Here is a 23,312-nt window from a genome sequence, read left to right as displayed (position 1 = left end):
GCCTTAGATGGACGGCCCCGGATTGGTTAACTGTGTCGTTCACTGACCGACATGGTAAACACCAGAAGTCGATCGCTGTGATTGGCATAGCCGTGCGGTATATCGGTTCTGGCCACGGCCGCATTGCCCTCGGGCACCTGGAGTTCACTTTGTTCCACCGTCAGGGTGAGGCTTCCCTCTTCCACATGCAGCAATTCAACGGTACCCGACGGATGCCCGGATGAGGTAAATTTCTCCCCCGGATACATTTCCCAGCGCCACAGCTCCAGCATATCCGGACCGCGCGTTCCTGCAAGCAAACGGGCCGATCCGCCGCTATCCCCCTGCCACAGAACCGGCATGTCTGGCCGTTTCACCAGGAAGGCCGAGGGTGCCGCCGTCACATTGACAATATCCGCCACCGACAGACTCAGTGCAGCAGCAATCTTACACAGGATGGCGATACTCGGGTTAGCGCTGCCTTTCTCAATCTCCACCAGCATCCCCTTAGAGACACCCGCGCGACGCGACAGCTCATCCAGAGAAAGCTTCTTATCTTTGCGACGGGTTTTGATCGTGAGTGAGACGGCCTGATTCACACTCAGCATATCCGCACCCGGATCGGTCATTATATTGACTTTATTGGTCATCGGTCACTACTATAGGATAAATTAGTCACCCGTGGAGTATGCAATGTTTGCCGTTTTACCGTCAATCGACAATCAGATCAGTGAAATCGCACCGGGCTTTAGGGCCTTAAGTATCAGCGTTGAGGCAGCCCCCGTTACCCAGCCACAGATCGCCTCGCAGATGCTGACAGACGCCTGCCGATACGTCAGTGAACAGCAGCCCGACTGGGCAGTGGCGCATCTGGCCGCCTGGGCAGAGGTCTTCCAGAATTTTGGTGCAAAACCGAAGCGCACGCCCTGTTCCGCCGAAGCGCTGCGCAAGCGCGTACTGCGTGACGGCTCGCTACCCGCTATCGATCCGGTGGTTGACCTGTATAACGCCATCAGTCTTCGCTTTGCCATTCCGGTCGGCGGTGAAAATATTGACGCCTATGTCGGCCAGCCGCGTCTTTGCGTGGCGGAAGGCAACGAACAGTTTGATACTGTCAAAGATGGGGAAACGACGCTGGAAACGGTGGACGCGGGAGAGGTCATCTGGCGCGACGATCTCGGCGTGACCTGCCGTCGCTGGAACTGGCGTCAGGGAATCCGAACCCGTCTGGATGCCCGCGCCGGCCGCATGTGGTTTATTCTCGAAAGCCTGCCCGCCATGCCGCTTTCCGCCGTAGAGGAAGCGGGAGATGCACTGATTGCCGGGCTGGAAGCGCTGATGCCGGGTGCCGTCTGCGACTCACGGTGGCTGGGCAACACGCAGAACTGACTCCCCAACGTAAAACGGGCGCAGCATACAGCTCTGCGCCCGTGGCAAGATATGACAACGACCTTCCGAAATTACAGCGCCAGGTCGACGACGATACGTCCTTCAATCTTACCGGCGTGCATACGGGCAAAGATATCGTTGATGTTGCTCAGTGGCTCAACGGCAATGTTCGCGGCCACTTTATGGCGTCCGGCAAAGTCCAGCGCTTCCTGCAGATCTTTACGGGTACCCACGATGGAGCCGCGAACGGTGATCCCATCCAGCACCATATTAAAGATCGACAGGTCGAAGGTGCCCGGCGGCAGACCGTTCAGCACCATGGTGCCACCACGGCGCATCGTGCCGATAGCCTGCTCAAACGCCTTAGGAGATACCGCCGTCACCAGCACACCGTGCGCGCCGCCAAACTCTTCGTGGAACACTTTTGCCGGATCGACGTTGCGGGCGTTAGCAGTCACAGTGGCACCCAGACGCTTCGCAAAGGCCAGCTTGTCGTCATCGATATCCACCGCCGCGACGTTCAGGCCCATCGCCACCGCATACTGCACCGCCATATGGCCCAGACCGCCGATACCGGAAACGACTACCCAGTCGCCCGGTTTGGTGTCGGTCATTTTCAGGCCTTTATACACGGTCACACCGGCACAAAGGATCGGGGCGATTTCGTTGTATTCGACGTTATCCGGCAGGATACCGACGTAGTTGGCGTCAGCCAGGCAGTACTCTGCAAAGCTACCGTTAACGGAATAACCGGCGTTTTGCTGCGAATGGCACAGGGTTTCCCAGCTGTCCAGACAGTGTTCGCAGTGGCCACAGGCGGAATACAGCCAGGGCACGCCCACGCGATCCCCTTCGTTTATGTGCTTTACGCCTTCACCTACCGCCACCACATAACCCACACCTTCATGACCTGGAATGAACGGCGGCTGCGGTTTCACCGGCCAGTCACCTTCTGCAGCGTGCAGGTCGGTATGGCACACGCCGGTGGCAACCACTTTCACCAGCAGCTGGCCGGGGCCAACTTCCGGGATCGGTACCTGCTCAATGACCAGCGGTTCGCCAAATGCCTTCACTACTGCGGCTTTCATCGTTTTCATCTTGTCACTCCGTAAAAGATAACAGGCTCAGAACAGCCCTAAAGGTGCCGTGTCGTAGCTGACCAGCAGATTTTTGGTTTGTTGATAGGCAGACAGCGCCATTTTGTGCGTTTCACGCCCCACGCCGGACTGCTTATAGCCGCCAAACGCCGCGTGAGCCGGATAGATGTGGTAGCAGTTGGTCCACACGCGCCCGGCCTTGATGCTGCGACCCATGCGATAGGCCAGATTGGTATCGCGCGTCCAGATCCCCGCCCCCAGACCAAACTGGGTTTCATTGGCAATCGCCAGCGCTTCGGCTTCGTCCTTAAAGGTGGTCACTCCGATCACCGGCCCGAAGATCTCCTCCTGGAAGCAGCGCATCTGGTTGTTGCCTTTAATCAGCGTCGGCTGAATGTAATAACCGGTATCCAGCGCCGGGGTAATCGAGGCGCGATCGCCACCGGTTAGGATTTGGCCGCCTTCCTGGCGGGCGATATCAATATAGGAAAGGATTTTGTCGAACTGCTGGCGGGAGGCCTGTGCGCCGATCATCGTATCGGTGTCCAGCGGATCGCCACGGCGAATGGTCGCCACTTTCGCCATCACGCGTTCCATAAACGGCGCGTAGATCGATTCATGGATCAGCGCGCGCGACGGACAGGTACAGACTTCGCCCTGGTTAAAGAAGCCCAGCACCAGCCCTTCCACCGCTTTGTCGATAAACTCCGGTTCGGCATTCATAATGTCGGCGAAGTAGATGTTCGGTGACTTACCGCCCAGCTCGACGGTGCACGGAATAATATTCTCCGCCGCGCAGGCCATAATATGGCGACCGACCGGGGTGGAACCGGTAAAAGCGATTTTCGCAATGCGCTTGCTGGTCGCCAGCGCTTCACCGGCCTCGCGGCCAAAGCCCTGTACCACGTTCAGCACACCGGCCGGGAGGATGTCACCGATTAGTTCCAGCAGCAGGGTAATGCCCAGCGGGGTCTGTTCTGCCGGTTTCAACACCACGCAGTTGCCCGCCGCCAGCGCCGGAGCCAGCTTCCACGCGGCCATCAGCAGCGGGAAGTTCCACGGGATAATCTGTCCGACCACGCCCAGCGGCTCGTGGAAGTGATAAGCCGTGGTGTGCTGGTCAATCTCCGCCGCGCTGCCTTCCTGAGCGCGCAGACAACCGGCGAAGTAGCGGAAGTGATCCACCGCCAGCGGCAGGTCCGCGTTCAGCGTTTCGCGTACCGCCTTACCGTTGTCCCAGCTTTCGGCAACCGACAGGTATTCCAGATTCGCTTCAATCCGATCGGCAATCTTCAGCAGCAGGTTGGCGCGATGCTGCACGCTGGTTTTTCCCCAGGCGTCGGCCGCACGATGAGCGGCGTCCAGCGCAAAATCAATATCGCGGGCATCGGAACGCGGGAACTGGGCAATATCGCTACCGTTCACCGGCGAGGTGTTCATAAAATACTGACCGCTCAGCGGCTCGACGAATTTGCCATCAATAAAGTTACCGTAGGCCGCTTTGAAAGAGACCAGGGCGCCGGGCGTTCCGGGATGTGCATAACGCATCGCAAACTCCTTAATGTAGGGTAAACAGGCAGCCGTGAATGAATCCTCGTAGCGGGTGTTTTTTTGGCTGCATTCAGGTATTGCAGGTAGCGTGCCAGTTTTTTTAGCTTGCGATATTCTAAATAATGATGATACTTATCATGCTGTTACAATGCTAATAACCTTTTTTTCGGCATGGGCTATCGGATAATTTCTCTATCTGTGTCGCAAATCGCAACACCAAAAAAACCAGATAGCTACAATGCTGCAACACATTCGCTACAGGCATGGGGTTACCAATGCAGGGAAATACGTCAGCTGCCAGCACATCGAACGTCGCCACTACGCCGCTATTGAACGACTCATGGTTTCGCAGCCAGCTCTACGGCCTGGACCGTACCGCTGATGACTTTCCCCGTATTCGCCCCGGTGAACTGGCCGATGTGCTGGCCAGCAATGCCGGCCTGCAAAATTTTGCCCAGTACGCGGTAAAGCGGCTGGCGGAAAAAGTTTCCGGTAAGCAGTCGGTGGTAATCCTTTCCGATGCCAGCGGACTGGTGCTGAATACCTTCGGTGATATGCATGCCTTACAGAAGGCCCAGCGCTTTGCCCTTGCCCCCGGTAATCTGTGGAGCGAATGTGGCCGCGGCACCAACGCGATCGGCACGGCGCTGGCGATTGATGACGGCTGCGAAATCTTTGGCGATCAGCACTATCTCACCAGCAACCAGGGCCTCTACTGCGCGGCGATGCCGCTACAGGCACCGAACGGGCAGATTGCCGGCGTGCTGGATATCTCCGGCCCAGCCCATTATCCCCATCCCGCCACGCTGGCCTGGGTGAAAGAGGCAGCGAAGCAGATTGAATATCTTTGGGTGAAGCAGAGCCTGCATCCCGACCAGTGGCTGATGAGCCTGCATCCGCAGATTCAGGGCATCGATCACGTTGAAGAGCTGCTGCTGGTGTTTTCTGACAATGTGCTGATGGCGGCCAATCGGCTGGCGATGCGAGAGCTGGAGTTGAGCGCCGATCTGTTTGGTATTCTCACCTTTGCCGATCTGTTCCCGCAGGCCGAGCAGGCCGCGAACTGCGTGCCGCAACCGGTGCAGACCCGCAGTCAGCAGCGTTTCTTCTATCGCCTGCGTGCCCCGGCGCGGGTCAACTTCCCGGTTGCCCCCGCCGCCGCGCCGGTGCTGCCGTTCTCGCTGGGTGCCGCCGGGGATAAGATGGTTCGCCTGCTCAATGCCGGGGTTTCGCTGTGCATTCATGGCGAAACTGGCAGCGGCAAAGAGTACGTCAGCCGCGCGCTGCATCAACAAAGCCGCTGGCGGGAAGGCAAGTTTGTTGCCATTAACTGCGCGGCCATTCCTGAATCGCTGATTGAATCCGAGCTGTTCGGCTATCAGCCCGGCGCATTTACCGGGGCCAGTAAAAACGGCTATATCGGTAAAATCCGTGAAGCCGACGGCGGCGTGCTGTTCCTTGATGAGATTGGCGATATGCCGCTGGCGATGCAGACCCGATTGCTGCGTGTATTGCAGGAGAAAGAGGTGGCGCCGCTGGGGTCGAGCCGCAGCTGGCCGGTGAATTTCGCGGTTATCTGCGCCACCCACCGCAATCTGCCGCAGCGGGTGGCGGACGGCGAATTCCGCGAGGATCTGCTCTACCGCCTGCAGGAGTTCTCCCACACTATTCTGCCGCTGCGCGACTGGCCCGCACTCCCTGAGTTTATCTCACAGCTGTGGCTGGAGCTGGGCGGCGGCGAGCGCGGTATTATCATGACGGCAGAACTGCTGGATACGCTGGCGCAACAGCCCTGGCCAGGAAACGTGCGGCAGATGCGCAGCCTGATGAAGGTGCTGTTGGCGCTGGCGGATGATAATGAAGTGCTGGACGGCGACAGCCTGCCGGATGAGTACCGCCTGTTGCGCAGCGAGCCGCTACCGGCGCTGCAGCAACATGATGAGAAATTGATTGCTGCGACCCTCGAGCGCTTCAGCGGCAATATCAGCAAGGCCGCGCAGGCGCTGGGCGTGGCGCGCAGTACGCTGTATCGCCGTGCGGCAAGGCGTGAGACCGGCGAGTAGCCATTATTTCAGTCGGCTGTCGAACTGGAAGTCAATTTTCACCGCCCTGCTGACAATCGCTAAAAACTGCGGGTGCCGTGGATTAAGCAGGAAGTTAAACTCCACCGGCGACAGCGCGCTCGGCACTCTGAGCGCCACCGCATCACCGCTTTCCACCCAGCGATCGCCGATCTCCGCCAGTTCCAGCGGAGCTTCCGCTGCCGCCCAGCTGGCGGGAAGAATTTGGTTATCGATCATCTGAATCAAATCATCATCGACGTCAATGGACAGCAGGGTAAAGCTGTCCAGCAGATTCGCCGCGTGCAGGTGCACCAGCGTTTCCAGCATGGTCAGTGAAGCCGCCTCGGCGGCGTACACCATCGCCGTGCCCACGCTGTTCCAGCGGCCGCCCGCCTCCTTGGCTCCCTGCCCGCTCCAGGCACCGGCCGCGAAGCGGGTTTTGGTCAGGCGGTAGAGGATCAAGACCAGACTCCGTGCTCCAGACGGGTGATCAGGCGCATCACCTCCCAGGCACCAGACTCCGAGGCCAGCAGATCGGCCGGCGCTTTCCATCCCAGCGCACGGCTGGGTTCATTCAGCCACTTCTGCGCGGCAAGCTTATCGCCTTCAAACAGATCGACGGCGCGATCCAGCACGCGAATAAAGCGCACCAGCCGCTCGCTCTGATCCGGGCTGAAGCGCTTTTTGATATTGCGGCTGAAAGTGGTGCTGGGAATACCGGTGATCCGCCGCAGTTCGGACTGCGTGATATGCGCCCAGCTGGCGATGCGGTTTGCCACATCCCCCTCCAGGCCCTTATCAATTTCGCCCACCAGCAGAACGCCGTCGGCCACGTTAAGGCCCACGTGCTGCCACAGCGTTTCCACGCGCGGCACGGATACTTCAGGCGTAAACATTCTCATAGCAAGCCCTCCAAATGGTTATTTCAGTATAACCAAATGGGCATGAAAGGCGCAAATTTAACCTGAAGGCGGGAGCGTGGAGTTTGTTGAGCCTTGGAACGGTGTGCTAATCGGCAAATATCACGCCATATCAACGAAATATGACCATTTGTGAAAAAAAGTGAAGAAAATTTTTATCTGGATCACAAATTACGTTAAAATATTAATCCAATTTTTAAACTTTAATTGATGTGTGTTAAAGAAATGTCTAATTCCAGAAGATTTATCCCCGTTCTTTCCCTGTCAGCGCTGCTCGTCTGTTCTGCCAGTTATGCTGAAACGCCAGTTAACCAGAAAACCGACGTCCTGCTGATCGGCGGCGGCATCATGAGTGCTTCGCTGGGTACCTGGTTACAGGAACTGCAGCCAGACTGGAAACAGCTGATGGTTGAGAAACTGGACGGTGTCGCCCTCGAATCTTCCAACGGATGGAACAACGCCGGTACCGGCCACTCGGCCAATATGGAGCTGAACTACACGCCGGAGCGCGCGGATGGTTCCATTGACGTCAGCAAAGCGCTGGATATCAACGAACAGTTTATGATTTCCCGCCAGTTCTGGACGGCGCAGGTTAAGCGCGGCATCCTCAACGACCCGCACTCCTTCATAAACTCTACGCCGCATATGAGCTTTGTCTGGGGTGACGCTAACGTTAACTACCTGACTAAGCGTTATCAGGCGCTGCAGCAGACCACCCTGTTCCAGGGGATGAAGTTCTCCACCGATCAGAATCAGATCAAACAGTGGGCTCCGCTGGTCATTGAAGGCCGCGATCCGCAGCAGAAAGTGGCCGCGACCTGGACCCCAGTCGGGACCGACGTCAACTACGGCGAGATCACCCGCCAGCTGATCGGCAGCCTGAAGAAAGATAAAAACTTCACGCTGGAAACCTCTGCGGAAGCCACGGAGTTCGCGCGTAACGCCGACAACAGCTGGCACGTGACCATCACCGACGTGAAGAGCGGTGACAAGCACAGCGTCGATGCGAAATACGTGTTTATCGGTGCAGGCGGCGGCGCGCTGAAGCTGCTGCAGAAAACCGGTATTCCGGAAGCGGACAACTATGCGGGCTTCCCGGTGGGCGGTTCCTTCCTGGTGTCTGAGAACCCGGAAATCACTAAACAGCATCAGGAAAAAGTCTACGGTCAGGCTTCCGTCGGTGCGCCACCGATGTCCGTTCCACACCTTGATGCCCGTTTCCTTGACGGTAAGCGCGTGGTGCTGTTCGGACCGTTCGCGACCTTCTCTACCAAGTTCCTGAAAAACGGTTCGCTGTTCGACCTGCTGAGCACCACCACCACCAGCAACTTTATGCCAATGACCCACGTGGGCATGGACAACTTTGACCTGGTGAAATACCTGGTCGGCCAGGTCATGCTGAGCGACGATGACCGTTTTGACGCGCTGAAAGAGTACTATCCGAACGCACGCAAAGAAGACTGGAAGCTGATTCAGGCCGGTCAGCGCGTGCAGATCATCAAGAAAGATGCGGATAAAGGCGGCGTGCTGAAACTGGGTACGGAAATCGTGACCGATCAGCAGAAAACCGTGGCGGCCCTGCTGGGTGCGTCCCCGGGCGCCTCTACCGCTGCGCCAATCGCACTGAACGTGGTGAAAAAACTGTTCCCTGAGCAGTTTAACAGCCCGGAATGGCAGAGCAAGATCCGTGCAATCGTTCCAAGCTACGGTCAGGAGCTGAACGGCAACGTTGCGCTGACTCAGCAGGTGTGGGATGACACTGCCGCAACGCTGCAGCTGACCAAGCCGCCGGTGATCCAGATGGGTCACGCAACCGACGCGGCCCCGCAGGCTCAGCCGGAAAAACGCGCTGAAAGCGCAAAACAGGATATGGCGCTGTAAGTTAACGCCCCTGCAGCCCCGGCATTCGCCGGGGCTTTTTTTTATCCCGCCGCAGCCATCAACGCTACCAGCCTTCCGCGATAAGCTTCCTGCTCTCAGCTATTCCCTTTTTTTGTCAGCGTAAAGCCCGGTTTATCTTTGGTGACCGCATAGGAAATTTTGGTTACGGCCCAGGATGAGGTGGTGATATCCAGCGCAGGGATCGTCACGCGCCCCATGCCAAACAGTGTGCGAACGTAGCCACCCAGCTTATGCTTACCCGATGCTACGCTCAGTGACGTCACTTCGCCGCGCTTGAGCACGCCCGCTTCCTTGCCATCCAACGTGAGGATAATCGACGAACCGTCGTCGGTCTTGGTTAACGCATGGTAAACGTGAATGACCGACTGCGCGGGGGGTTTATTCACCGGGTCGATTTGCATCTGAGCTGCGGTGGTGACCACCGGAACAATCGGGGGGGTGATGCCGGCGGTTTCTGACGCCGTACTCTCCGCAGAGGCAGCGGGCGTCGAGGCTGTCGATGTAGCTGCTGAAGTAGTCTGATCCTGCGCGCTGGCGGTGTCTGCAGAAGCAGCCGGAGCTGCCGAAGCCTGAGCCGCGCTGCTATCCGCTGAGTCCGCCGAAGCTGTCGTTGTAGCCGTTGTCGTCGCCGCGGCCGTGGTCGCAGCGGTGCTTTGAACCTGCGCGTTCGATGTATCTGCTGCTGCGGACTGAGTGGAGGCACTTGCCGCATCTGCGGCAGCATTCTGCGGCGCTGCCGCTGCCGCTGCGGCCTCGGTTTGTGCTGCCGGAGCCTGAGAAGCCACAGCCGTCGGGCTGCCAGCATTAGCATCGCCGCGGGTTGACGTTGAAGCCGAAGCCGGAGTGCTCGCTGATGCAGTCGATGCAGTCTGATTTTGATCCTGAATATGCGTGGTATTCACATAAACGCTGGACGTCTGAGCGCTGGCAGGGGAACTCTCATCAACGGAACTGACCGAGGCCGTGCCGGAAGATTGGGTTGCACAGCCACTCAGAATTCCTGCGGCAACGATAACGGTCAGGGTAGAACGGGTAAACATCCGGCGATTTCTCCAGCCAATAATAAACGGTCAATTATAGCGCCCCTCACGTGCCGGGGTAAGCGGAACAGGATTAAGCCTGTTCCGAAACTGCATCGATCGGGCAAAAAAAAGCCGCTATCCGCTAGAGATACCGGCCTTTACCTTAATGTTGCCATGGCTATCGCAGATTATTCATCCCGCCCGCGATGATTCGCCCACGGACTGTCTGCCGGGATCTCCGGCGGCTCATCAAGCGAGGCAATATACAACGCTTCAACTTCGGTGCGCGCCCACGGCGTACGGCGGAGGAACTTCAAGCTGGACTTGATGCTGGGGTCGCTTTTGAAGCAGTTGATATTGATGCGTGCAGCCAGACCGCTCCAGTCGTAGCGCTCCACCAGACGGGTCAGCAGGGCTTCCAGGGTCACGCCGTGGAGCGGGTCTTTTGAGTGATTCGCAGTCATATTCTGTCCGGGTCGGTAACGATGCGCACACCATACTGGCGGCACTTCGGATATGCAAGTGATGCGCTAGCGGGTTCTGACGCTAAAGGCCCCCGCCGTTTCGGATTCAGCTTCGCGCATCACCGTAACAATGCGCTGTAGGCCTGCTTCGGCGGGATGCTGCGGCAGATGCCGCAGTACAATGCGCAGCGGCAGCGGCACCTCACCGGTCAGCACGTCCCACAGCGCATCAAGGTTATGGCCGAAGCCATCCAGCGCGAATTTCTCCGCGAACTGCCGATAGAAATCCTGCTCGTCGCGCACGTCGAGTAAATCAAAGCTGACCAGCTGCATCTCAGTTCACCTGTTCAAAGTGGCGATAGTGATCGCGGGTAACGTATATCAGCCCGTCGCTGGACCAGAGCATCCGGTCGCTGCCGCGCCGCCCGCACTGATAGTTCACATCCGCTTCAAACCATTTCCGCCCCGCTTTTTCCGGCAGGCCGCCTTCGCGGTTGCTGAACCGATCGCCGCCGATGGCCCTTCCCGGCAGCACCTGGCACAGATTACCGCGTGACGGATCCCAGCCCTGGCGGCGCGCCTCACTCTTACGCATATAGTAGTCCGGCAGGCGCTGGTGCTGCTGAAGGTAGTTGGCTACGCGATGTTGCTGCGTCAGTTCATTGATATCATCAGTTTGCGAGGCGTCTGCCTGTAGGGCATCCTGCCCGGTCTGCTGCTGAGTATGCTGTTGTTGAGACGGCGATGGCTGCTGGCGCGGGCCGTGTTCGGCTGACGGCCTCAGCCCGGCATAGCTGGCGACGAGAGCAAGGATTCCGGCGATAATCAGTTTTTTATTCATAATCCGTTCAGTTACTGGCGTTCTCAGAGTGAGAATCAGAATGTTCGTTTAAGGATTATAAATAAAAAAGGGACCGCTGAGGTCCCTTATCTGACATTGCCTTGTCGGTAGATTATTTATTCTCGTACTGCTTCATATTAGCCTGGGTCACTAGCTCAAACGGGATCCAGTGGTAGGAGTCCAGCTTTTCGCCTTTAACCATGCGCAGCGCCACATCAACGGAGGCTTTACCCTGGCCAACGGCGTCCTGGAATACGGTGACCTGCATCTTACCGCTGGCCAGCGCTTTCAGGCCGTCCGGCGTGGCATCAATCCCGCCCACCAGCACTTTGCTGTCTTTTTTACCGGCCTGCTGAAGCGCCATAATCGCGCCAATCGCCATCTCATCGTTGTTCGCGGCGACGATATCAATCTCTTCGCCGTTGGTCAGCCAGTTCAGCATCAGATCCATCCCCTCATTGCGGGAATAGTTCGCGGTTTGCTTCTGCACCACCTTCATTTTCGGGTATTTGGCCACGACCTGTTCCACGTCTTTGGTACGCTGCAGCGCACCGGCGTCGGTCAGGTTGCCGATCATCACGGCAACTTTACCTTCGTAGTTTGCCTGGCGCGCCAGCTCTTCCATTTGCAGGGTGCCCGACTGCTTCTCATCGGAACCGACAAAAACGACGCCCGGCGGCAGTTTCGGGTCGCCCGGCGTGCGGTTGACGTACACCAGCGGAATTTTCGCCGCGGTGACCAGTTTAGTCATCGCTGGCGTACCCGCCGAGTTTACCGGGTCGACAATAATCGCATCGACCCCGGCGCTGATAAAGCTCTGCACCTGGTCCGTCTGGCGCCCGACATCGCCACGCGCGTCTTCAAACTGCACCTTCACGCCGCGGTCTTTGGCTTCTTTATCAATTGCATGGCGGATAATGGTCAAAAAGTTCTGGTCAAAATAGGCCATCGACACGCCGATGGTTTCTGCCAGTGCAGATGTGGAACAGCTCAGTGCAGCGACCAGCAAAATTTTCTTCAGATGTTTCATTATTCTTCTCCAGAGGCAGATCGGGGTGAAGGCTGCGGACGCAAAATGAAATGCGAAAACCGTAGGTGGAGAATAATGAAATAAATGATTCCATCGCAATCGCTATCTAACAAAATCTTAACATCCGTCACGCTTTGCGGTAAGAATCGATTTTTTAGGTTACCCTGCGCATCTTGTTTTCGTCAGTGCTGACACCATCAAAAGGAGACAGGGTGAAAATCAAACTATTGCTTTCGCTCGCTTTACCCCTTGTCATTATCGCCTGCTCGGAGAAGAAGCCACCGCAGCCGCACGAAGAAACCCCAGCCTGCCGCAATTACCGGATGATGATGACCGCGCCGATCCCGCCGGACGTGCACAATCGGCTGAAGCTCGCCTGCGAGGCGAGCATGGCTGAGTAAATATTCGCGCTAATCATTCAGGTTGAAACCTTTGCCCGCTCTGGTGTATGTGCGGGCCAGGATTGTAGATTCAATACTTCTCACCGCCCGGATTTACTGTTTATCCAGTGGATCTCTCTCATCATCGTCGCTGTTATCCGGCGCTCGTGGAATTTCCCCGTGTTCCCGCGGATCGTCTTTCGCCGGATGATCCTTCTCTTTTCTGCGCTGCTGGTCGGATTGGTGTTCAGACTTCGACATTGCTTTCTCCTTTTACTGGCGGAACCTTAAGTTTAGACGATGATGACGCCCTCCACGTTCCCCCTTTTCCCCAACTGCAACAGGCATAGTTCGCTCGTCGCCGAAGCATAAATATCTGATAGCGATAAAGTGAAGCCCAGTTTTCACAACCACAGGGCAGAAAAATGATTGCCGTACTTTTTGAAGCAGATGTGACCCCGGCACAGCAGGCGCGTTACCTGCAGCTGGCCGCAGAGTTAAAACCGCTGCTGGCGGATATCGAGGGTTTTATCTCCATTGAACGGTTCCAGAGCCTGACGACCCCGGGCAAGATACTTTCGCTATCCTGGTGGCGGGATGAAGATGCGGTACGCCAATGGAAAAGCAACGTGCTTCATAAAGCCGCCCAGGAGGAGGGTCGCCGGTCAATTTTTGCTTTTTATCGGATCCGAATCGTTGAGCTAAGCCGCGAATACTCATCAGAAAACAGGGACAAAGCTCATGCATGATATCCATATGCTTTTGAAGAATGCTCCCGGTGAGCTGGCGGCGATGGGCAGGCTGCTGGGGCAAAACGGCATCGGCCTGGAAGGCGGCGGCGTATTTACCACCGACAGCCAGGCTCATGCTCACTTCCTGGTCGAAGACGGGGTCCGCGCCAGAAAGGTGCTGGAAACCGCGGGCTTTCAGGTGGCCGACGTGCGGGTACCGCTGATTCGTAAACTCAAACAGGAGCGGCCCGGTGAACTGGGTGAGATTGCCGCCGTACTGGCTGATAAAGGCATCAGCATTCTGGTGCAGTACAGCGATCATGCAAACCAACTGATTCTGCTGACGGACAATGATAAGGTTGCCGCTACGCTAACCGAGAAATGGGCGGTCAACCCGGATTAATATGCTGAAACCCGTCGAGTCAGTTGATGACAGTCATGCACTTGAACACGCCATGGCGGCCGTTGCGGCGGCGATGGCGGACCCTTCGCGGGTGAAAATGCTCTGCGCGCTGATGGATGGCCGGGCGTGGACGGCAACGGAGCTAAGCGCGGTGGCCGATGTTGCCTCTTCAACTGCCAGTGCCCATCTTTCTAAACTGGTTAGCAGTCATCTGATTTCCTGCCTGTCGCAGGGGCGGCATCGCTATTATCGGCTGGCCGGTCAGGATATTGCCGAACTGCTGGAAAGGATGATGGGAATTTCGTGGCGTTCGCCCTCCGCTGCCAGAGTCACCACGCCACCGTCACTGCGCCATGCCCGTACCTGCTACGACCATCTGGCCGGTGAAGTCGCGGTCGATATCTTCGACGCGATGGTAAAGCAGGCGTGGCTGACCGCTGACGGCACCGTGCTAACGGATTACGGACATCGGCAGTTCGCTGAAATGGGTATCGCACTCAACCGCAAAACCCGGCGAAAGCTCTGCTGCGGCTGTCTGGACTGGAGCGAACGGCGGTTTCATCTCGGCGGTGAAGCCGGTGCCGCCTTCTTCAGCCACGCTGAGCGTCAGGGGTGGCTGACCCGGGTGACGGGATTTCGGGAAGTGATTATCACATCGGCGGGCAGGTTGAGCTTTAAAAAATGGTTTAACAATGTTCAATCCGCTGTGAGATCGGGGCCCGGGTCAGGGGATGATTGAGCACGCCGGACCGGCAAAAGACGCCTCCATGCGGGCCTCGGAACGCGCCGTATATGGCGCGTTACGTCCGGCTTAGCTCAATCATCCCCTGCCCCCTTATATCTCTGCGTTGGCTGTGCGAACTAAAGCGCTCTCCCGATCGCAAGAATACTGTCCGTTTCGATCAGCATATTATGCTGGAATCGAAAATACAGACCCGGGAATCGGTTTGACACCCTACGAGAAAAACAGCGCGATCGTGCTACCAACAGCGTGATTTAAGCTCAAACTGCAGAATATTGTAAAAACGCAGTCAGAGAGCTATTAGTCCGAATCAGGAACGTCGAAAGATTGTGCGGTGTATGTCGTAAAATGGGCCAGATCAACGGGCATAGCGGATAACGGAAATATAATCATACCTGACTAAAAAATTACGTTACATGTTGAGGAAAGCATTGCAGGAATTATCTTATGTTTAGCACCACCAATACCGCATAAACTCGCTTCCTTGTATTTCATACTAACGCAAGAGGTATTAGATGAAAGACTGGCTGCTTCTTATATTTGCTATCGTACTTTTGATAGTCACTGTTTATAGCTTTGTTTCTTATTATCGCCAGAGAAGAGCAATCAAATTACAGTTCAAGCGTAAGTAGTTTTTCCCAGCTTATTTTAATTTCACCAGGCATCAACGGTTTTTCGCACTTCAAATAAACCCGAGTCAAGGTCAGACATTCCCGGTTTGCAACCTTCTCGGGTTTGTTTGCTCGGAGGGTGCAATACGAAAAATCGCAGTAAAATGATAACAGCCCTGCCCGGTTCGAATAATCCCCCCAACACAGCTGCGAGCAACATGCTCTGAGAGCTTAGATAATCTTAATTATTTAATCCGTATTAAAGTAAAACCCTGACATCAGTAGAAATTAAAGATAACGATGTTGAAGGCATACGAAAAAATTACGGGATAGTTTTTAGCATACGCGAGGGTACCAACCGCTGATAAAAACTGCATCATAATCGCAACTGAACCCTCCCTGGGTTTAGCAGACGGCTGAACCAGATTGAAAAGATGTAGCTCATGGGCTACATTATAACAATGAAAGATATCATTCGCAGCGACACCTTTTCAAACTGGTTGTCATCGCTAAGGGATCGGCGAGCAAGGATGCGTATAGCTGCGCGAATTGATCGCATGGCCGGAGGAAACTCCGGTGATGTTGAACCCGTTGGCGAAGGGATCAGTGAAGCAAGAATTCATTATGGTCCTGGTTATCGTCTTTACTTTCTCCAGGATGGGGACACTATCATTGTATTGCTATGTGGTGGCGACAAAAGTACTCATACACGCGACATACAGCAGGCCAAAGCAATCGCCCATAACTGGAAGGACGCTCATAAATGAACGAAAAGTTCTCTAAGTGGGATACTGCAGAGTATCTTAAAAATGAAGAAGATATGTCTGAATATTTGAATGCCTGCTTTGAAGAAGCTGGCGACGACCCTGCATATATTGCAAAGGCGTTGGGAACCATCGCGCGCGCGCGTGGCATGTCACAGATTTCCAGGGATACAGGTTTGTCCCGAGAAAGCCTGTATCGTGCTTTATCGGGTGAGGGAAATCCAGAATTTGGCACGGTGATAAAAGTGATGAAAGCGCTGGGCTTAAGGCTGCACTCAGTCCCCTTCTGAATGTAAGCCAGGAGACAATAAACACTTCGCCAATCAGAAGGCGCATGGCAGGATAAGGCCTCTTAACGCGAGGGCAGCAACCATGATAAAAAAAATTGTTTCAGCGATAGTGATTTGCTTCGGTATCGGGCTTTGGTACTTCGGCGTTGACCTGCACAGCTTCTTCAATGAGGCCTTTGCTCCACCAAAGTGAAACTGCATCAGGACGGATTTCATGGAAATCAGAAGATTCAGGAACGGCGATGAGTCGGCGCTACTCCGCGTATTTTTTTCGTCGATACACAATATTGCGTCCGCGGACTACACGCCCGAACAAATCGACGCCTGGGCACCGAAAGACAGGGATCCACAGCTGTGGGCCAGCCACATCAGCCAGCTGCGGCCGTTTGTCGTTGAGGTAGAGGGAGAAATTGCAGGATACGCCGATGTTCAGCCGGATGGCTATATTGACCATTTCTTCGTATCGGGTAGCTACCCGAAACAGGGTGTCGGCACGCTGCTGATGAAAGGCATCCATGAAGAGGCCGAACGTCTTGGACTGACAGAGCTGACTTCAAACGTCAGCAAAACGGCTGAAGGTTTCTTTCTCCGCCACGGTTTTCATGTGGTCGAACGTGGTTTCCCCGTTCGGCGCGGCGTAACGCTGCAAAATGCGTTAATGCGTAAAGTGCTGGAATTCGTACCCCAGGAGCAGATCCGAGGCTAATCACTATTCTGCATATCCGCAGACGTCAGGATCACCGGCAATTTTGATGACAATATAACCGCCCTGAAGGGACGGTTGATTAGTATTATGGGGTTATTTTTTAAGCAAATAGCTGATATAAAGAGTAAAACGCTGCCCTGCTTTTTTTAAGCAGAACAGCGTCGAGTCTGTCAGATTTCAGCGCTTTACTCTCAGCGGCAGCGCATCAACCTCTCAAGCACTGAGCAGAACTCAGTCCTGCTACAGTCGCGGCCCGGCCTGGGCAATACGTGCACCGGCCTCGTTGTCGCTGTACTGTTTGAAGTTACTGATAAACAGCTGCGCCAGTTTCTCCGCCGCGTCCTGCCACTGCGCCGGGGATGCCCAGGCGTTACGCGGATCGAGGGTGGCGGCATCCACACCGGCAATCTCCTGCGGAATGGCAAGACCAAATATCGGCAGCGCTTCCTCACGCAGTGCGCCCGTTTCACCTTCCAGGATGGCATTAACGATCTGGCGCGTATCCTTCAGCGACAGGCGCTGACCCGCCCCGTTCCAGCCGGTATTCACCAGCCAGACTTCCGCACCGCTCTGCGCGACCTTCTCCTGCAGCACATCGGCATACTGCGTTGGGTGCAGCAGCAGGAAAGCCGCGCCGTAGCAGGCCGAGAAGGTTGGCGTTGGGGCGGTGATCCCACGCTCGGTACCCGCGAGCTTAGAGGTGAAACCGGACAGGAAGTGATACTGCATCTGTTCCGGCGTCAGGCGGGAAACCGGCGGCAGCACCCCGAATCCATCCGCCGCCAGGAAGATAATGCGTGAAGGATGACCGGCGCGGGAAACCGGCTGCACGATATTCTCGATATGCGACAGCGGATAGGAAACGCGCGTATTCTCGGTTTTGCTGCCGTCGGCATAATCGACGCTGCCATCGTCCCTGACCACCACGTTTTCCAGCAGCGCGTTACGGCGGATGGCACCATAAATTTCCGGTTCGGACTCCGCCTTCAGATTGATGGTTTTGGCATAGCAGCCGCCTTCAAAATTGAATACGCCGTCGGCATCCCAGCCGTGCTCATCATCACCAATCAGCTGGCGGCGCGGATCGGTTGACAGGGTGGTTTTCCCAGTGCCGGAGAGGCCAAAGAACAGCGCCACGTCGCCCTTTTCACCGCGGTTTGCTGAGCAGTGCATGGACGCAATGCCCTTCAGCGGCAGCAGGTAGTTCATCACGGAGAACATCCCTTTTTTCATCTCGCCGCCGTACCAGGTTCCGCCAATCAGCTGGATATTTTCCGTCAGGTTGAAGGCGACGAAATTCTCGGAATTCAGCCCCTGCTCCTGCCACTGCGGATTGATGCAGCCCGCGCCGTTAATCACCGTGAAGTCCGGGGTGAAGTTTGCCAGCTCCTCGGCGGTGGGAGCGATAAACATGTTTTTGACAAAGTGCGCCTGCCACGCCACTTCCGTCACAAAGCGCACCGCCAGGCGGGTATCGGCGCTGGCACCGCACCAGGCATCAACGATATACAGCGCTTTCTCCGACAGGTATTCGGCAACCCGCGTTTTCAGGTGCGCCCAAACCTCAGCAGACATCGGTTTGTTATCGTTACGCCCCGTGCCCGCATCAGACCACCACAGGGTATTGCGGGTAACGTCGTCGCGGACGATGTACTTATCGCGTGGAGAACGGCCGGTGAACTCGCCGGTATCCACCGTCACCGCGCCAGACGTGGTCAGCGTACCGCGAGCTGGCCCCTTAAGATCGGCTGCCGTTTCATGCTCGAAGAGCAATTCGTAATCCGGGTTGTAGATAACCTCGCTGACATCATTGATGCCAAGGCTTGACAGATGTTGCATGACAGATTTAATGGCGCTCATAGAATACCCTGACTCAGTGAATGAATGGCGAGGTGGCCGCTACCGCCCCGACTGTGCTGCGGATAGTAACACCACCGTCATAATGCAGAAATTGCATTTAAATCATCTGTCATGTAAAAATTGCATAGAGATTGGGGCTGAAATCGGAGTGAAGAAGTGCTAAGTAATCTCGAAGTAAAGTGGCTTTATGATGTGATTGCGCTGGAGGAGTGCCGCAGCTTTACCCTGGCGGCAGAAAAACGAAATATTTCTCAATCCTCCTTCAGCAGAAGGATTCAGGCACTGGAGTCCAACCTGGGCTTTAGCGTCTTCAACCGCAATGTGAATCCCCCCCAGCTGACGCCGCAGGGCCGAATATTCGTCGGCTATGCCAGAAATATGCTTGACGATATGGACTTCCAGATTAGCCGCATCAAGGGTGAGGATAAGCTGAAGCAGAGCATCCGAATTGATGCCGCCCCTTCGCTTTCCGTTCTGCTGCTGCCCGATCTGCTAGCCGACTACCGCGACAGCCCGGATAAAGTGTTCTTTGTTGAATCGATTAACGTCAACGATGCGGTGTTTAATCTGAAAGAGGGGAAAAGTGACTTTATCCTGTCATTTTATAACGAAGAGCTGATGAACTACCCGTTTATCAATCATAAAATCTTCGATTCCGCTCTGCATCTGGTCTCCCCCTGCGATCCGCACGGCAAGCCGATATTCAGGATAAACGGCGACACGCTGCCGCTGGTCAAATATGCCAATGACAGCTACATGGGGCGTCAGGTTAATCAGGTGATCGACCGCATTCCGAACACCACCTTTCTTCTGACATTTGTCTCCTCAATGAGTGAACTGCTGAAAAGGATGATCCTGAAGGGCGATGCCGTTGGCTGGCTACCGGATTACTCGATTCAGCGTGAACTGGAGGAAGGAAAACTGGCAATTATGGACCCTGGCCTTACGCTCAATATTTCGGCTTATGTTTATCGCTCCGGTGCGCGTTTGAATCTGACGGCAGAACGCTTCTGGCGCTATATGAAGGAGCGAAATAAGGCATGACAGGAACGACTTTACATTCTGTAAATCTGGGGGGCACGGAACGGCTAAGGCTGGCAGAATATTGAGAGTTATCAATACTGGATGCTGAGAAAATCCAGCAATCCTTTCATGGCCGGGCTCAGTGAATCCGCTGTTTTATAGCAAATGCAGATCCTTCGCCGTGCCCACGGGTCGGTTAGCGGCAGGATATGGAACGGGAATTTTTTACCAAAGCGTTCGGCCAGTGCCAGGGGAAGAACCCCTACGCCAATCCCACTGCTGACTATCTCCCCCACCCCTTCAAAACTGCTCATTCTTATGCGATAAGTCAGTGGGCGACCAAGGCATTTCGCATGTTCACTGATGTGATCCTGAAGCGCATTACCAGGGTATAACCCAATGAAAGGTTCAGCAATTGCTTCGGAAAGAGAGAGGGTTTCCCTGTCTGCAAATGGGTGAGAAGGCGGGACGATAAGCGCGAGCCTGTCATCCGCTATGGGTTTAACTATGAGTCCTCGGGCATCTACCGCATCTGAAACGAGACCGGCCTCGGCTGTGCCATTGCTTACGCGGTTGATAATATCCGCACTGGTTCTCTCCTCAAGCTCAATAGCCACATCCGGGTGCGCTGAAAGCCACTTTGCCAGCCTGCCGGGCAGAAATTCTGCCATCGCTGAGGTGTTGGCATATAGCGTGATCTTTCCTCTGAATCCTTTTGCGTAAGCACCAAGCTCGGCTTTAAGTCGCTCGTGCTGGGACAGAATTTCCCGTGCATGGCGGACGAGGACCTCACCGGCTTCTGTCAGGCTCACTCCCCTTGGATGCCGGAAAAAAAGCGTTACTCCTGTGTCATCCTCGATACTTTTCAGTCGCTCACTGGCCGATCCTACGGCCAGGCTGGCATGCCTGGCACCATGGGTTATGCTGCCGGCATCCGCGATGCAGACGACAAGTTTCAAATCAGAAAGATCCAGCCTCACAGGATACCCACCTCAGCCTTCGGTTTTTCCGAAGCATGACGCGCTTAAACCAGATTGTCCACCGGCGGCTGAGATGGTTGAATCACGGAAAATCCTACTACGGGGCAAAATATGTGAGCGGACAGCTGTTTATCACTCTTTCACTGATATTTATCTTTGCCGGTTTTGTAAAAGGCGTAACCGGGATGGGGCTGCCTACGGTGGCGATGGGGCTGCTTGGCATGTTTATGCCGCTGCCAATCGCAGCCGCACTGCTGGTACTTCCTTCTTTCGTAACCAATGTGCTGCAGCTGTTAACCGGCCCTTCGGTGAAGCGGATTGTTACCCGGCTGTGGCTGATGATGCTGCTGATTTTGGCGGGAACCGTGGCGGCATCGTCGATGATTGTCACCGTTAATCCCGCCTGGTCAGCGTTTGCTCTTGGCGGCGCGTTAATCGCTTACGCTGTTTTTGCGATGTTATCGCCGTCGCTGACGGTCTCTCAGGCAAAGGAAAAATGGCTTTCCCCGGTTATTGGTGGCGCAACCGGCATCATCACCGGCGCGACGGGCGTATTTGTAATGCCCGCCGTTCCCTTCCTCCAGTCTCTTGGCCTGCGGAAAGATGAACTCGTTCAGGCCCTGGGGCTGTCATTCACCGTCTCTACCGTGGCGCTTGCCGTGGGGCTGTTTCTTCATGATGCTTTTCGCATAGAGCAGCTTTCGCTGTCCCTTTTTTCGCTGGTTCCTGCTTTAGCCGGGATGTGGCTGGGGCAAAAAGTGCGCGCACGCATCAGCGCCAGACGCTTCAGGCAGTGTTTCCTGCTGTTCCTGATGGTGCTTGGACTGGAGTTGGTTTCACGGCCGTTTGTTTAGTTTGTAGATCCTGTAGGCGGCTGGGAAGAAATGCAGTTTTCCTGGATTGATAGCGTAAATCAGGCGAGTTGATGCTTATAGTCGCCACTGGTTATGGTGTGGCGGCTATGAGCGAGGAGCAGACGTTCACAACTATCATCGCCATTGATAATGCTCTACTCACCTTCCCGTGTGCTAACCGACAGGGAGCAGATCACCGTATTTTACATAGCCCTCCAGCGTTGCATCCGCAACGTCGATTCCGATCACCCCGGAGAACTCATCGACACTACGACAACGGCGTTTAAATGCTTATTTGAGAATTAGTCGCTAAGCCATGACCATACTTTATATACACCATACCCAACTAAAGCTACGCCTCCCGCGGCAAGCACAACGGGGGCCGCAGCTACTGTAGCTGCTGAAGCTCCAGTTAAGCCAACAATAGTACTCGCTCCACCAGAGAAAGCTGCTGTAGTTAACCCTGCACCACTAGCAACAGACGATATACCGGTCAATGCTGAAGTACCGGATGTCATTGCCCCTGATGCTATAGCTCGCGTAGCAACCTGACGGCTTGCCATGGACGCCGCAGTTCTTAATACCGTGGGGGCTGTTTGAGTTATTTTATAATAGCTGTAAGCATTGACCCCCGCCTGCCCTACAGATACTGCCATAGTCTTCACTGTTTTGGCCTGAGCACTTTCACTAACGCCAGTCACACACCATGTCGCAAAATGCTCACAGTTGTTGTTGAATATATTATATCCATCCTCACCCAGTCTGGATTTAGCCCTTTTCACAATATCTACATTGGAGTAAACACATTTAGCATCCAGATGTTCGATAATGGCAACTTCGCTCTGGTTCTGATTGAAGTCTTCAAACGAAGTCTCACAGATTTTACCTTTGCTTAACCCACTTGCCAGACCTGAATAATGGATAACTTTACCACTCCCAATGTAAATACCATGATGAGTATATCCGGTACGTTTGGATGAAAGGTGTGCGCCAAGGGTAAACATCGATTATTCCATTTTCAGCTAATCATATCCGCCGAGTTTATACCCGAAAGTATTGTTTGGAAATCACCAAGCGTTCAAATTATTTTGTAAAGACTTTTTCCCCTTATGACAGGAGAAGTTAAACGAGGTTAATGATGTCCGCGTTAAGCGAGGAGCGGAAGTTAGCGGTAATTTCACAAAAGATTCTATATCCTTAGAGAAAATCACTCGTTAATCATCAAAATTATACTGTCTCATCCATGGAGTAATACAAATGAATATCAGGACAAGACTAGCTCTATCCTCTGATATAGAAGGTATTTTTGACGTCAGGACTTCGGTTAAAGAAAATTATCTCAATCGAGAAGAAATGGAGCTGATGGGAATTACTGAGAGCAGCGTCATCGATATGATAGAAAACAGTTGTTGCGCATGGGTTGCCGTAGATAACAGCAAAGTGATTGGTTTTTCGATGATTATGCTCGATGAAGGATCTCTTTTTGCGGCCTTTGTTCTTCCTGAATATGAAGGCCGAGGTGTAGGTCGCCGCCTTGTTGAACTCGCAGAGCAGGAATTATTCAAACATTATGAGGTTGCCTGGCTTGAAACCGACAAAAACAGCCGTGCGGCAGAATTTTACAGGCGGCTGGGCTGGGTTGAGAAAGAAAATGTGAGCGAATCCGACATTAGATTAGAAAAACTTCGCTACGTTTAAGCAAAGATCTCT

The 23,312-nt window shown here is 54.8% G+C and carries 28 protein-coding genes; 14 read left to right on the top strand and 14 right to left on the bottom strand.

Annotation, left to right across the window (positions count from 1 at the left end):
- Positions 1-26: 26 nt before the first annotated feature.
- Positions 27-629, bottom strand: coding sequence for an XRE family transcriptional regulator (locus tag EC836_RS02840; protein ID WP_123329938.1), 603 nt, complete (start codon positions 627-629; stop codon positions 27-29).
- Positions 630-672: 43 nt separating this feature from the next.
- Between EC836_RS02840 and EC836_RS02835 the strand changes: the two genes are divergently transcribed.
- A complete protein-coding gene (locus EC836_RS02835) occupies positions 673-1,368 on the top strand; it encodes a B3/4 domain-containing protein (RefSeq protein ID WP_123329937.1) in 696 nt (231 codons plus the stop codon).
- Positions 1,369-1,439: 71 nt separating this feature from the next.
- Here the strand turns inward: EC836_RS02835 and adhP are convergent, their stop codons facing one another.
- Positions 1,440-2,465 (bottom strand): alcohol dehydrogenase AdhP, encoded by a 1,026-nt coding sequence (adhP, locus tag EC836_RS02830; RefSeq protein WP_123329936.1) that lies wholly within the window; start codon positions 2,463-2,465, stop codon positions 1,440-1,442.
- Positions 2,466-2,492: 27 nt separating this feature from the next.
- Complete coding sequence (locus EC836_RS02825) at positions 2,493-4,013, bottom strand: aldehyde dehydrogenase family protein (RefSeq protein WP_123329935.1); 1,521 nt, start codon at positions 4,011-4,013, stop codon at positions 2,493-2,495.
- Positions 4,014-4,291: 278 nt separating this feature from the next.
- Here EC836_RS02825 and EC836_RS02820 point away from each other — a divergent pair, with 278 nt between their 5' ends.
- A complete protein-coding gene (locus EC836_RS02820; RefSeq protein WP_123329934.1) occupies positions 4,292-6,079 on the top strand; it encodes a sigma-54-dependent Fis family transcriptional regulator in 1,788 nt (595 codons plus the stop codon).
- Between the two features lie 3 nt (positions 6,080-6,082).
- Here the strand turns inward: EC836_RS02820 and EC836_RS02815 are convergent, their stop codons facing one another.
- Together EC836_RS02815 and EC836_RS02810 are read right to left on the bottom strand one after the other, a co-directional pair.
- Positions 6,083-6,541 carry an RES family NAD+ phosphorylase gene (locus EC836_RS02815; RefSeq protein WP_123329933.1) on the bottom strand — a complete coding sequence of 153 codons (459 nt, stop codon included), beginning with the start codon at positions 6,539-6,541 and terminating at the stop codon, positions 6,083-6,085.
- Positions 6,538-6,981 carry an antitoxin Xre/MbcA/ParS toxin-binding domain-containing protein gene (locus tag EC836_RS02810; protein ID WP_123329931.1) on the bottom strand — a complete coding sequence of 148 codons (444 nt, stop codon included), beginning with the start codon at positions 6,979-6,981 and terminating at the stop codon, positions 6,538-6,540. Before EC836_RS02810 ends, EC836_RS02815 begins: the two co-directional genes overlap by 4 nt.
- A gap of 243 nt (positions 6,982-7,224) precedes the next feature.
- Here EC836_RS02810 and mqo point away from each other — a divergent pair, with 243 nt between their 5' ends.
- The gene (gene mqo, locus EC836_RS02805; protein WP_123329929.1) at positions 7,225-8,880 is read left to right on the top strand and encodes a malate dehydrogenase (quinone); all 1,656 of its coding nucleotides are present in this window, start codon (positions 7,225-7,227) and stop codon (positions 8,878-8,880) included.
- 95 nt (positions 8,881-8,975) lie between these two features.
- Here the strand turns inward: mqo and EC836_RS24560 are convergent, their stop codons facing one another.
- The 5 genes from EC836_RS24560 to EC836_RS02780 form a co-directional block, all read right to left on the bottom strand.
- On the bottom strand, positions 8,976-9,941 hold the full coding sequence (locus EC836_RS24560; protein WP_148050352.1) for a hypothetical protein: 966 nt from the start codon (positions 9,939-9,941) through the stop codon (positions 8,976-8,978).
- Positions 9,942-10,111: 170 nt separating this feature from the next.
- Complete coding sequence (locus EC836_RS02795; protein WP_123329925.1) at positions 10,112-10,387, bottom strand: VF530 family DNA-binding protein; 276 nt, start codon at positions 10,385-10,387, stop codon at positions 10,112-10,114.
- Positions 10,388-10,453: 66 nt separating this feature from the next.
- Complete coding sequence (locus tag EC836_RS02790; RefSeq protein WP_123329923.1) at positions 10,454-10,720, bottom strand: barstar family protein; 267 nt, start codon at positions 10,718-10,720, stop codon at positions 10,454-10,456.
- A 1-nt stretch (position 10,721) separates the two neighbouring features.
- A complete protein-coding gene (locus tag EC836_RS02785) occupies positions 10,722-11,228 on the bottom strand; it encodes a ribonuclease domain-containing protein (RefSeq protein WP_123329921.1) in 507 nt (168 codons plus the stop codon).
- Between the two features lie 112 nt (positions 11,229-11,340).
- Positions 11,341-12,258, bottom strand: a complete 918-nt coding sequence (locus EC836_RS02780) for a sugar ABC transporter substrate-binding protein (protein WP_123329919.1) — start codon at positions 12,256-12,258, stop codon at positions 11,341-11,343.
- Positions 12,259-12,470: 212 nt separating this feature from the next.
- On the opposite strand from EC836_RS02780, the gene EC836_RS02775 reads away from it, so the two are divergent.
- Positions 12,471-12,659 (top strand): hypothetical protein, encoded by a 189-nt coding sequence (locus EC836_RS02775; RefSeq protein ID WP_199734994.1) that lies wholly within the window; start codon positions 12,471-12,473, stop codon positions 12,657-12,659.
- Positions 12,660-12,752: 93 nt separating this feature from the next.
- Here the strand turns inward: EC836_RS02775 and EC836_RS24805 are convergent, their stop codons facing one another.
- A complete protein-coding gene (locus EC836_RS24805; protein WP_199734993.1) occupies positions 12,753-12,899 on the bottom strand; it encodes a hypothetical protein in 147 nt (48 codons plus the stop codon).
- A gap of 164 nt (positions 12,900-13,063) precedes the next feature.
- Here EC836_RS24805 and EC836_RS02770 point away from each other — a divergent pair, with 164 nt between their 5' ends.
- The 7 genes from EC836_RS02770 (at position 13,064) to EC836_RS02740 (ending at position 16,885) form a co-directional block, all read left to right on the top strand.
- The gene (locus EC836_RS02770) at positions 13,064-13,387 is read left to right on the top strand and encodes an antibiotic biosynthesis monooxygenase (RefSeq protein ID WP_123329918.1); all 324 of its coding nucleotides are present in this window, start codon (positions 13,064-13,066) and stop codon (positions 13,385-13,387) included.
- On the top strand, positions 13,380-13,772 hold the full coding sequence (locus EC836_RS02765; RefSeq protein ID WP_123329917.1) for an amino acid-binding protein: 393 nt from the start codon (positions 13,380-13,382) through the stop codon (positions 13,770-13,772). The genes EC836_RS02770 and EC836_RS02765 overlap by 8 nt, the downstream gene beginning before the upstream one ends.
- Before the next feature lies 1 nt (position 13,773).
- Entirely contained in the window at positions 13,774-14,511 is a 738-nt protein-coding gene (locus tag EC836_RS02760) for a helix-turn-helix transcriptional regulator (protein WP_123329916.1), read from the top strand.
- A 518-nt stretch (positions 14,512-15,029) separates the two neighbouring features.
- Positions 15,030-15,146: a small membrane protein gene (locus EC836_RS25070; RefSeq protein ID WP_148050351.1), complete on the top strand. Its 117-nt coding sequence runs from the start codon at positions 15,030-15,032 to the stop codon at positions 15,144-15,146.
- A gap of 440 nt (positions 15,147-15,586) precedes the next feature.
- Positions 15,587-15,892 carry a type II toxin-antitoxin system RelE/ParE family toxin gene (locus tag EC836_RS02755; protein WP_123330727.1) on the top strand — a complete coding sequence of 102 codons (306 nt, stop codon included), beginning with the start codon at positions 15,587-15,589 and terminating at the stop codon, positions 15,890-15,892.
- The gene (locus EC836_RS02750; protein WP_123329914.1) at positions 15,889-16,179 is read left to right on the top strand and encodes an addiction module antidote protein; all 291 of its coding nucleotides are present in this window, start codon (positions 15,889-15,891) and stop codon (positions 16,177-16,179) included. Before EC836_RS02755 ends, EC836_RS02750 begins: the two co-directional genes overlap by 4 nt.
- Before the next feature lie 214 nt (positions 16,180-16,393).
- Entirely contained in the window at positions 16,394-16,885 is a 492-nt protein-coding gene (locus EC836_RS02740) for a GNAT family N-acetyltransferase (RefSeq protein ID WP_123329910.1), read from the top strand.
- 240 nt (positions 16,886-17,125) lie between these two features.
- Here EC836_RS02740 and pckA read toward each other — a convergent pair whose 3' ends face one another.
- Entirely contained in the window at positions 17,126-18,745 is a 1,620-nt protein-coding gene (gene pckA / locus EC836_RS02735) for a phosphoenolpyruvate carboxykinase (ATP) (RefSeq protein ID WP_123329908.1), read from the bottom strand.
- Between the two features lie 156 nt (positions 18,746-18,901).
- On the opposite strand from pckA, the gene EC836_RS02730 reads away from it, so the two are divergent.
- Positions 18,902-19,789, top strand: coding sequence for a LysR substrate-binding domain-containing protein (locus EC836_RS02730; RefSeq protein WP_123329906.1), 888 nt, complete (start codon positions 18,902-18,904; stop codon positions 19,787-19,789).
- 71 nt (positions 19,790-19,860) lie between these two features.
- Here EC836_RS02730 and EC836_RS02725 read toward each other — a convergent pair whose 3' ends face one another.
- Positions 19,861-20,748, bottom strand: coding sequence for a LysR family transcriptional regulator (locus tag EC836_RS02725; RefSeq protein WP_123329904.1), 888 nt, complete (start codon positions 20,746-20,748; stop codon positions 19,861-19,863).
- A 185-nt stretch (positions 20,749-20,933) separates the two neighbouring features.
- On the opposite strand from EC836_RS02725, the gene EC836_RS02720 reads away from it, so the two are divergent.
- Positions 20,934-21,602 (top strand): sulfite exporter TauE/SafE family protein, encoded by a 669-nt coding sequence (locus tag EC836_RS02720; RefSeq protein ID WP_233599124.1) that lies wholly within the window; start codon positions 20,934-20,936, stop codon positions 21,600-21,602.
- A gap of 302 nt (positions 21,603-21,904) precedes the next feature.
- On the opposite strand, the gene EC836_RS02710 is transcribed toward EC836_RS02720, so the two are convergent.
- Positions 21,905-22,606, bottom strand: coding sequence for a lecithin retinol acyltransferase family protein (locus EC836_RS02710; protein ID WP_123329898.1), 702 nt, complete (start codon positions 22,604-22,606; stop codon positions 21,905-21,907).
- A gap of 253 nt (positions 22,607-22,859) precedes the next feature.
- Here EC836_RS02710 and EC836_RS02705 point away from each other — a divergent pair, with 253 nt between their 5' ends.
- Positions 22,860-23,300, top strand: a complete 441-nt coding sequence (locus EC836_RS02705) for a GNAT family N-acetyltransferase (RefSeq protein WP_123329896.1) — start codon at positions 22,860-22,862, stop codon at positions 23,298-23,300.
- Positions 23,301-23,312 lie beyond the last annotated feature (12 nt).

This window comes from Erwinia sp. JUb26 (assembly GCF_003751505.1).
GTDB lineage: Bacteria > Pseudomonadota > Gammaproteobacteria > Enterobacterales > Enterobacteriaceae > Erwinia.
This window is presented reverse-complemented; position numbering and strand designations above follow the sequence as displayed.

Coding starts and splice junctions, on each gene's coding strand:
- mqo (WP_123329929.1), top strand. CDS start 7,225: ATGTCTAATTCCAGAAGATTTATCCCCGTTCTTTCCCTGTCAGCGCTG.
- EC836_RS02825 (WP_123329935.1), bottom strand. CDS start 4,013: ATGCGTTATGCACATCCCGGAACGCCCGGCGCCCTGGTCTCTTTCAAA.
- EC836_RS02835 (WP_123329937.1), top strand. CDS start 673: ATGTTTGCCGTTTTACCGTCAATCGACAATCAGATCAGTGAAATCGCA.
- EC836_RS02750 (WP_123329914.1), top strand. CDS start 15,889: ATGAACGAAAAGTTCTCTAAGTGGGATACTGCAGAGTATCTTAAAAAT.
- EC836_RS02790 (WP_123329923.1), bottom strand. CDS start 10,720: ATGCAGCTGGTCAGCTTTGATTTACTCGACGTGCGCGACGAGCAGGAT.
- EC836_RS02720 (WP_233599124.1), top strand. CDS start 20,934: ATGGGGCTGCCTACGGTGGCGATGGGGCTGCTTGGCATGTTTATGCCG.
- EC836_RS24560 (WP_148050352.1), bottom strand. CDS start 9,941: ATGTTTACCCGTTCTACCCTGACCGTTATCGTTGCCGCAGGAATTCTG.
- EC836_RS02785 (WP_123329921.1), bottom strand. CDS start 11,228: ATGAATAAAAAACTGATTATCGCCGGAATCCTTGCTCTCGTCGCCAGC.
- EC836_RS02755 (WP_123330727.1), top strand. CDS start 15,587: ATGAAAGATATCATTCGCAGCGACACCTTTTCAAACTGGTTGTCATCG.
- EC836_RS24805 (WP_199734993.1), bottom strand. CDS start 12,899: ATGTCGAAGTCTGAACACCAATCCGACCAGCAGCGCAGAAAAGAGAAG.
- EC836_RS02710 (WP_123329898.1), bottom strand. CDS start 22,606: ATGTTTACCCTTGGCGCACACCTTTCATCCAAACGTACCGGATATACT.
- EC836_RS02820 (WP_123329934.1), top strand. CDS start 4,292: ATGCAGGGAAATACGTCAGCTGCCAGCACATCGAACGTCGCCACTACG.
- EC836_RS02765 (WP_123329917.1), top strand. CDS start 13,380: ATGCATGATATCCATATGCTTTTGAAGAATGCTCCCGGTGAGCTGGCG.
- EC836_RS25070 (WP_148050351.1), top strand. CDS start 15,030: ATGAAAGACTGGCTGCTTCTTATATTTGCTATCGTACTTTTGATAGTC.
- EC836_RS02840 (WP_123329938.1), bottom strand. CDS start 629: ATGACCAATAAAGTCAATATAATGACCGATCCGGGTGCGGATATGCTG.
- EC836_RS02760 (WP_123329916.1), top strand. CDS start 13,774: ATGCTGAAACCCGTCGAGTCAGTTGATGACAGTCATGCACTTGAACAC.
- EC836_RS02740 (WP_123329910.1), top strand. CDS start 16,394: ATGGAAATCAGAAGATTCAGGAACGGCGATGAGTCGGCGCTACTCCGC.
- EC836_RS02795 (WP_123329925.1), bottom strand. CDS start 10,387: ATGACTGCGAATCACTCAAAAGACCCGCTCCACGGCGTGACCCTGGAA.
- EC836_RS02705 (WP_123329896.1), top strand. CDS start 22,860: ATGAATATCAGGACAAGACTAGCTCTATCCTCTGATATAGAAGGTATT.
- EC836_RS02810 (WP_123329931.1), bottom strand. CDS start 6,981: ATGAGAATGTTTACGCCTGAAGTATCCGTGCCGCGCGTGGAAACGCTG.
- EC836_RS02770 (WP_123329918.1), top strand. CDS start 13,064: ATGATTGCCGTACTTTTTGAAGCAGATGTGACCCCGGCACAGCAGGCG.
- adhP (WP_123329936.1), bottom strand. CDS start 2,465: ATGAAAACGATGAAAGCCGCAGTAGTGAAGGCATTTGGCGAACCGCTG.
- pckA (WP_123329908.1), bottom strand. CDS start 18,745: ATGAGCGCCATTAAATCTGTCATGCAACATCTGTCAAGCCTTGGCATC.
- EC836_RS02780 (WP_123329919.1), bottom strand. CDS start 12,258: ATGAAACATCTGAAGAAAATTTTGCTGGTCGCTGCACTGAGCTGTTCC.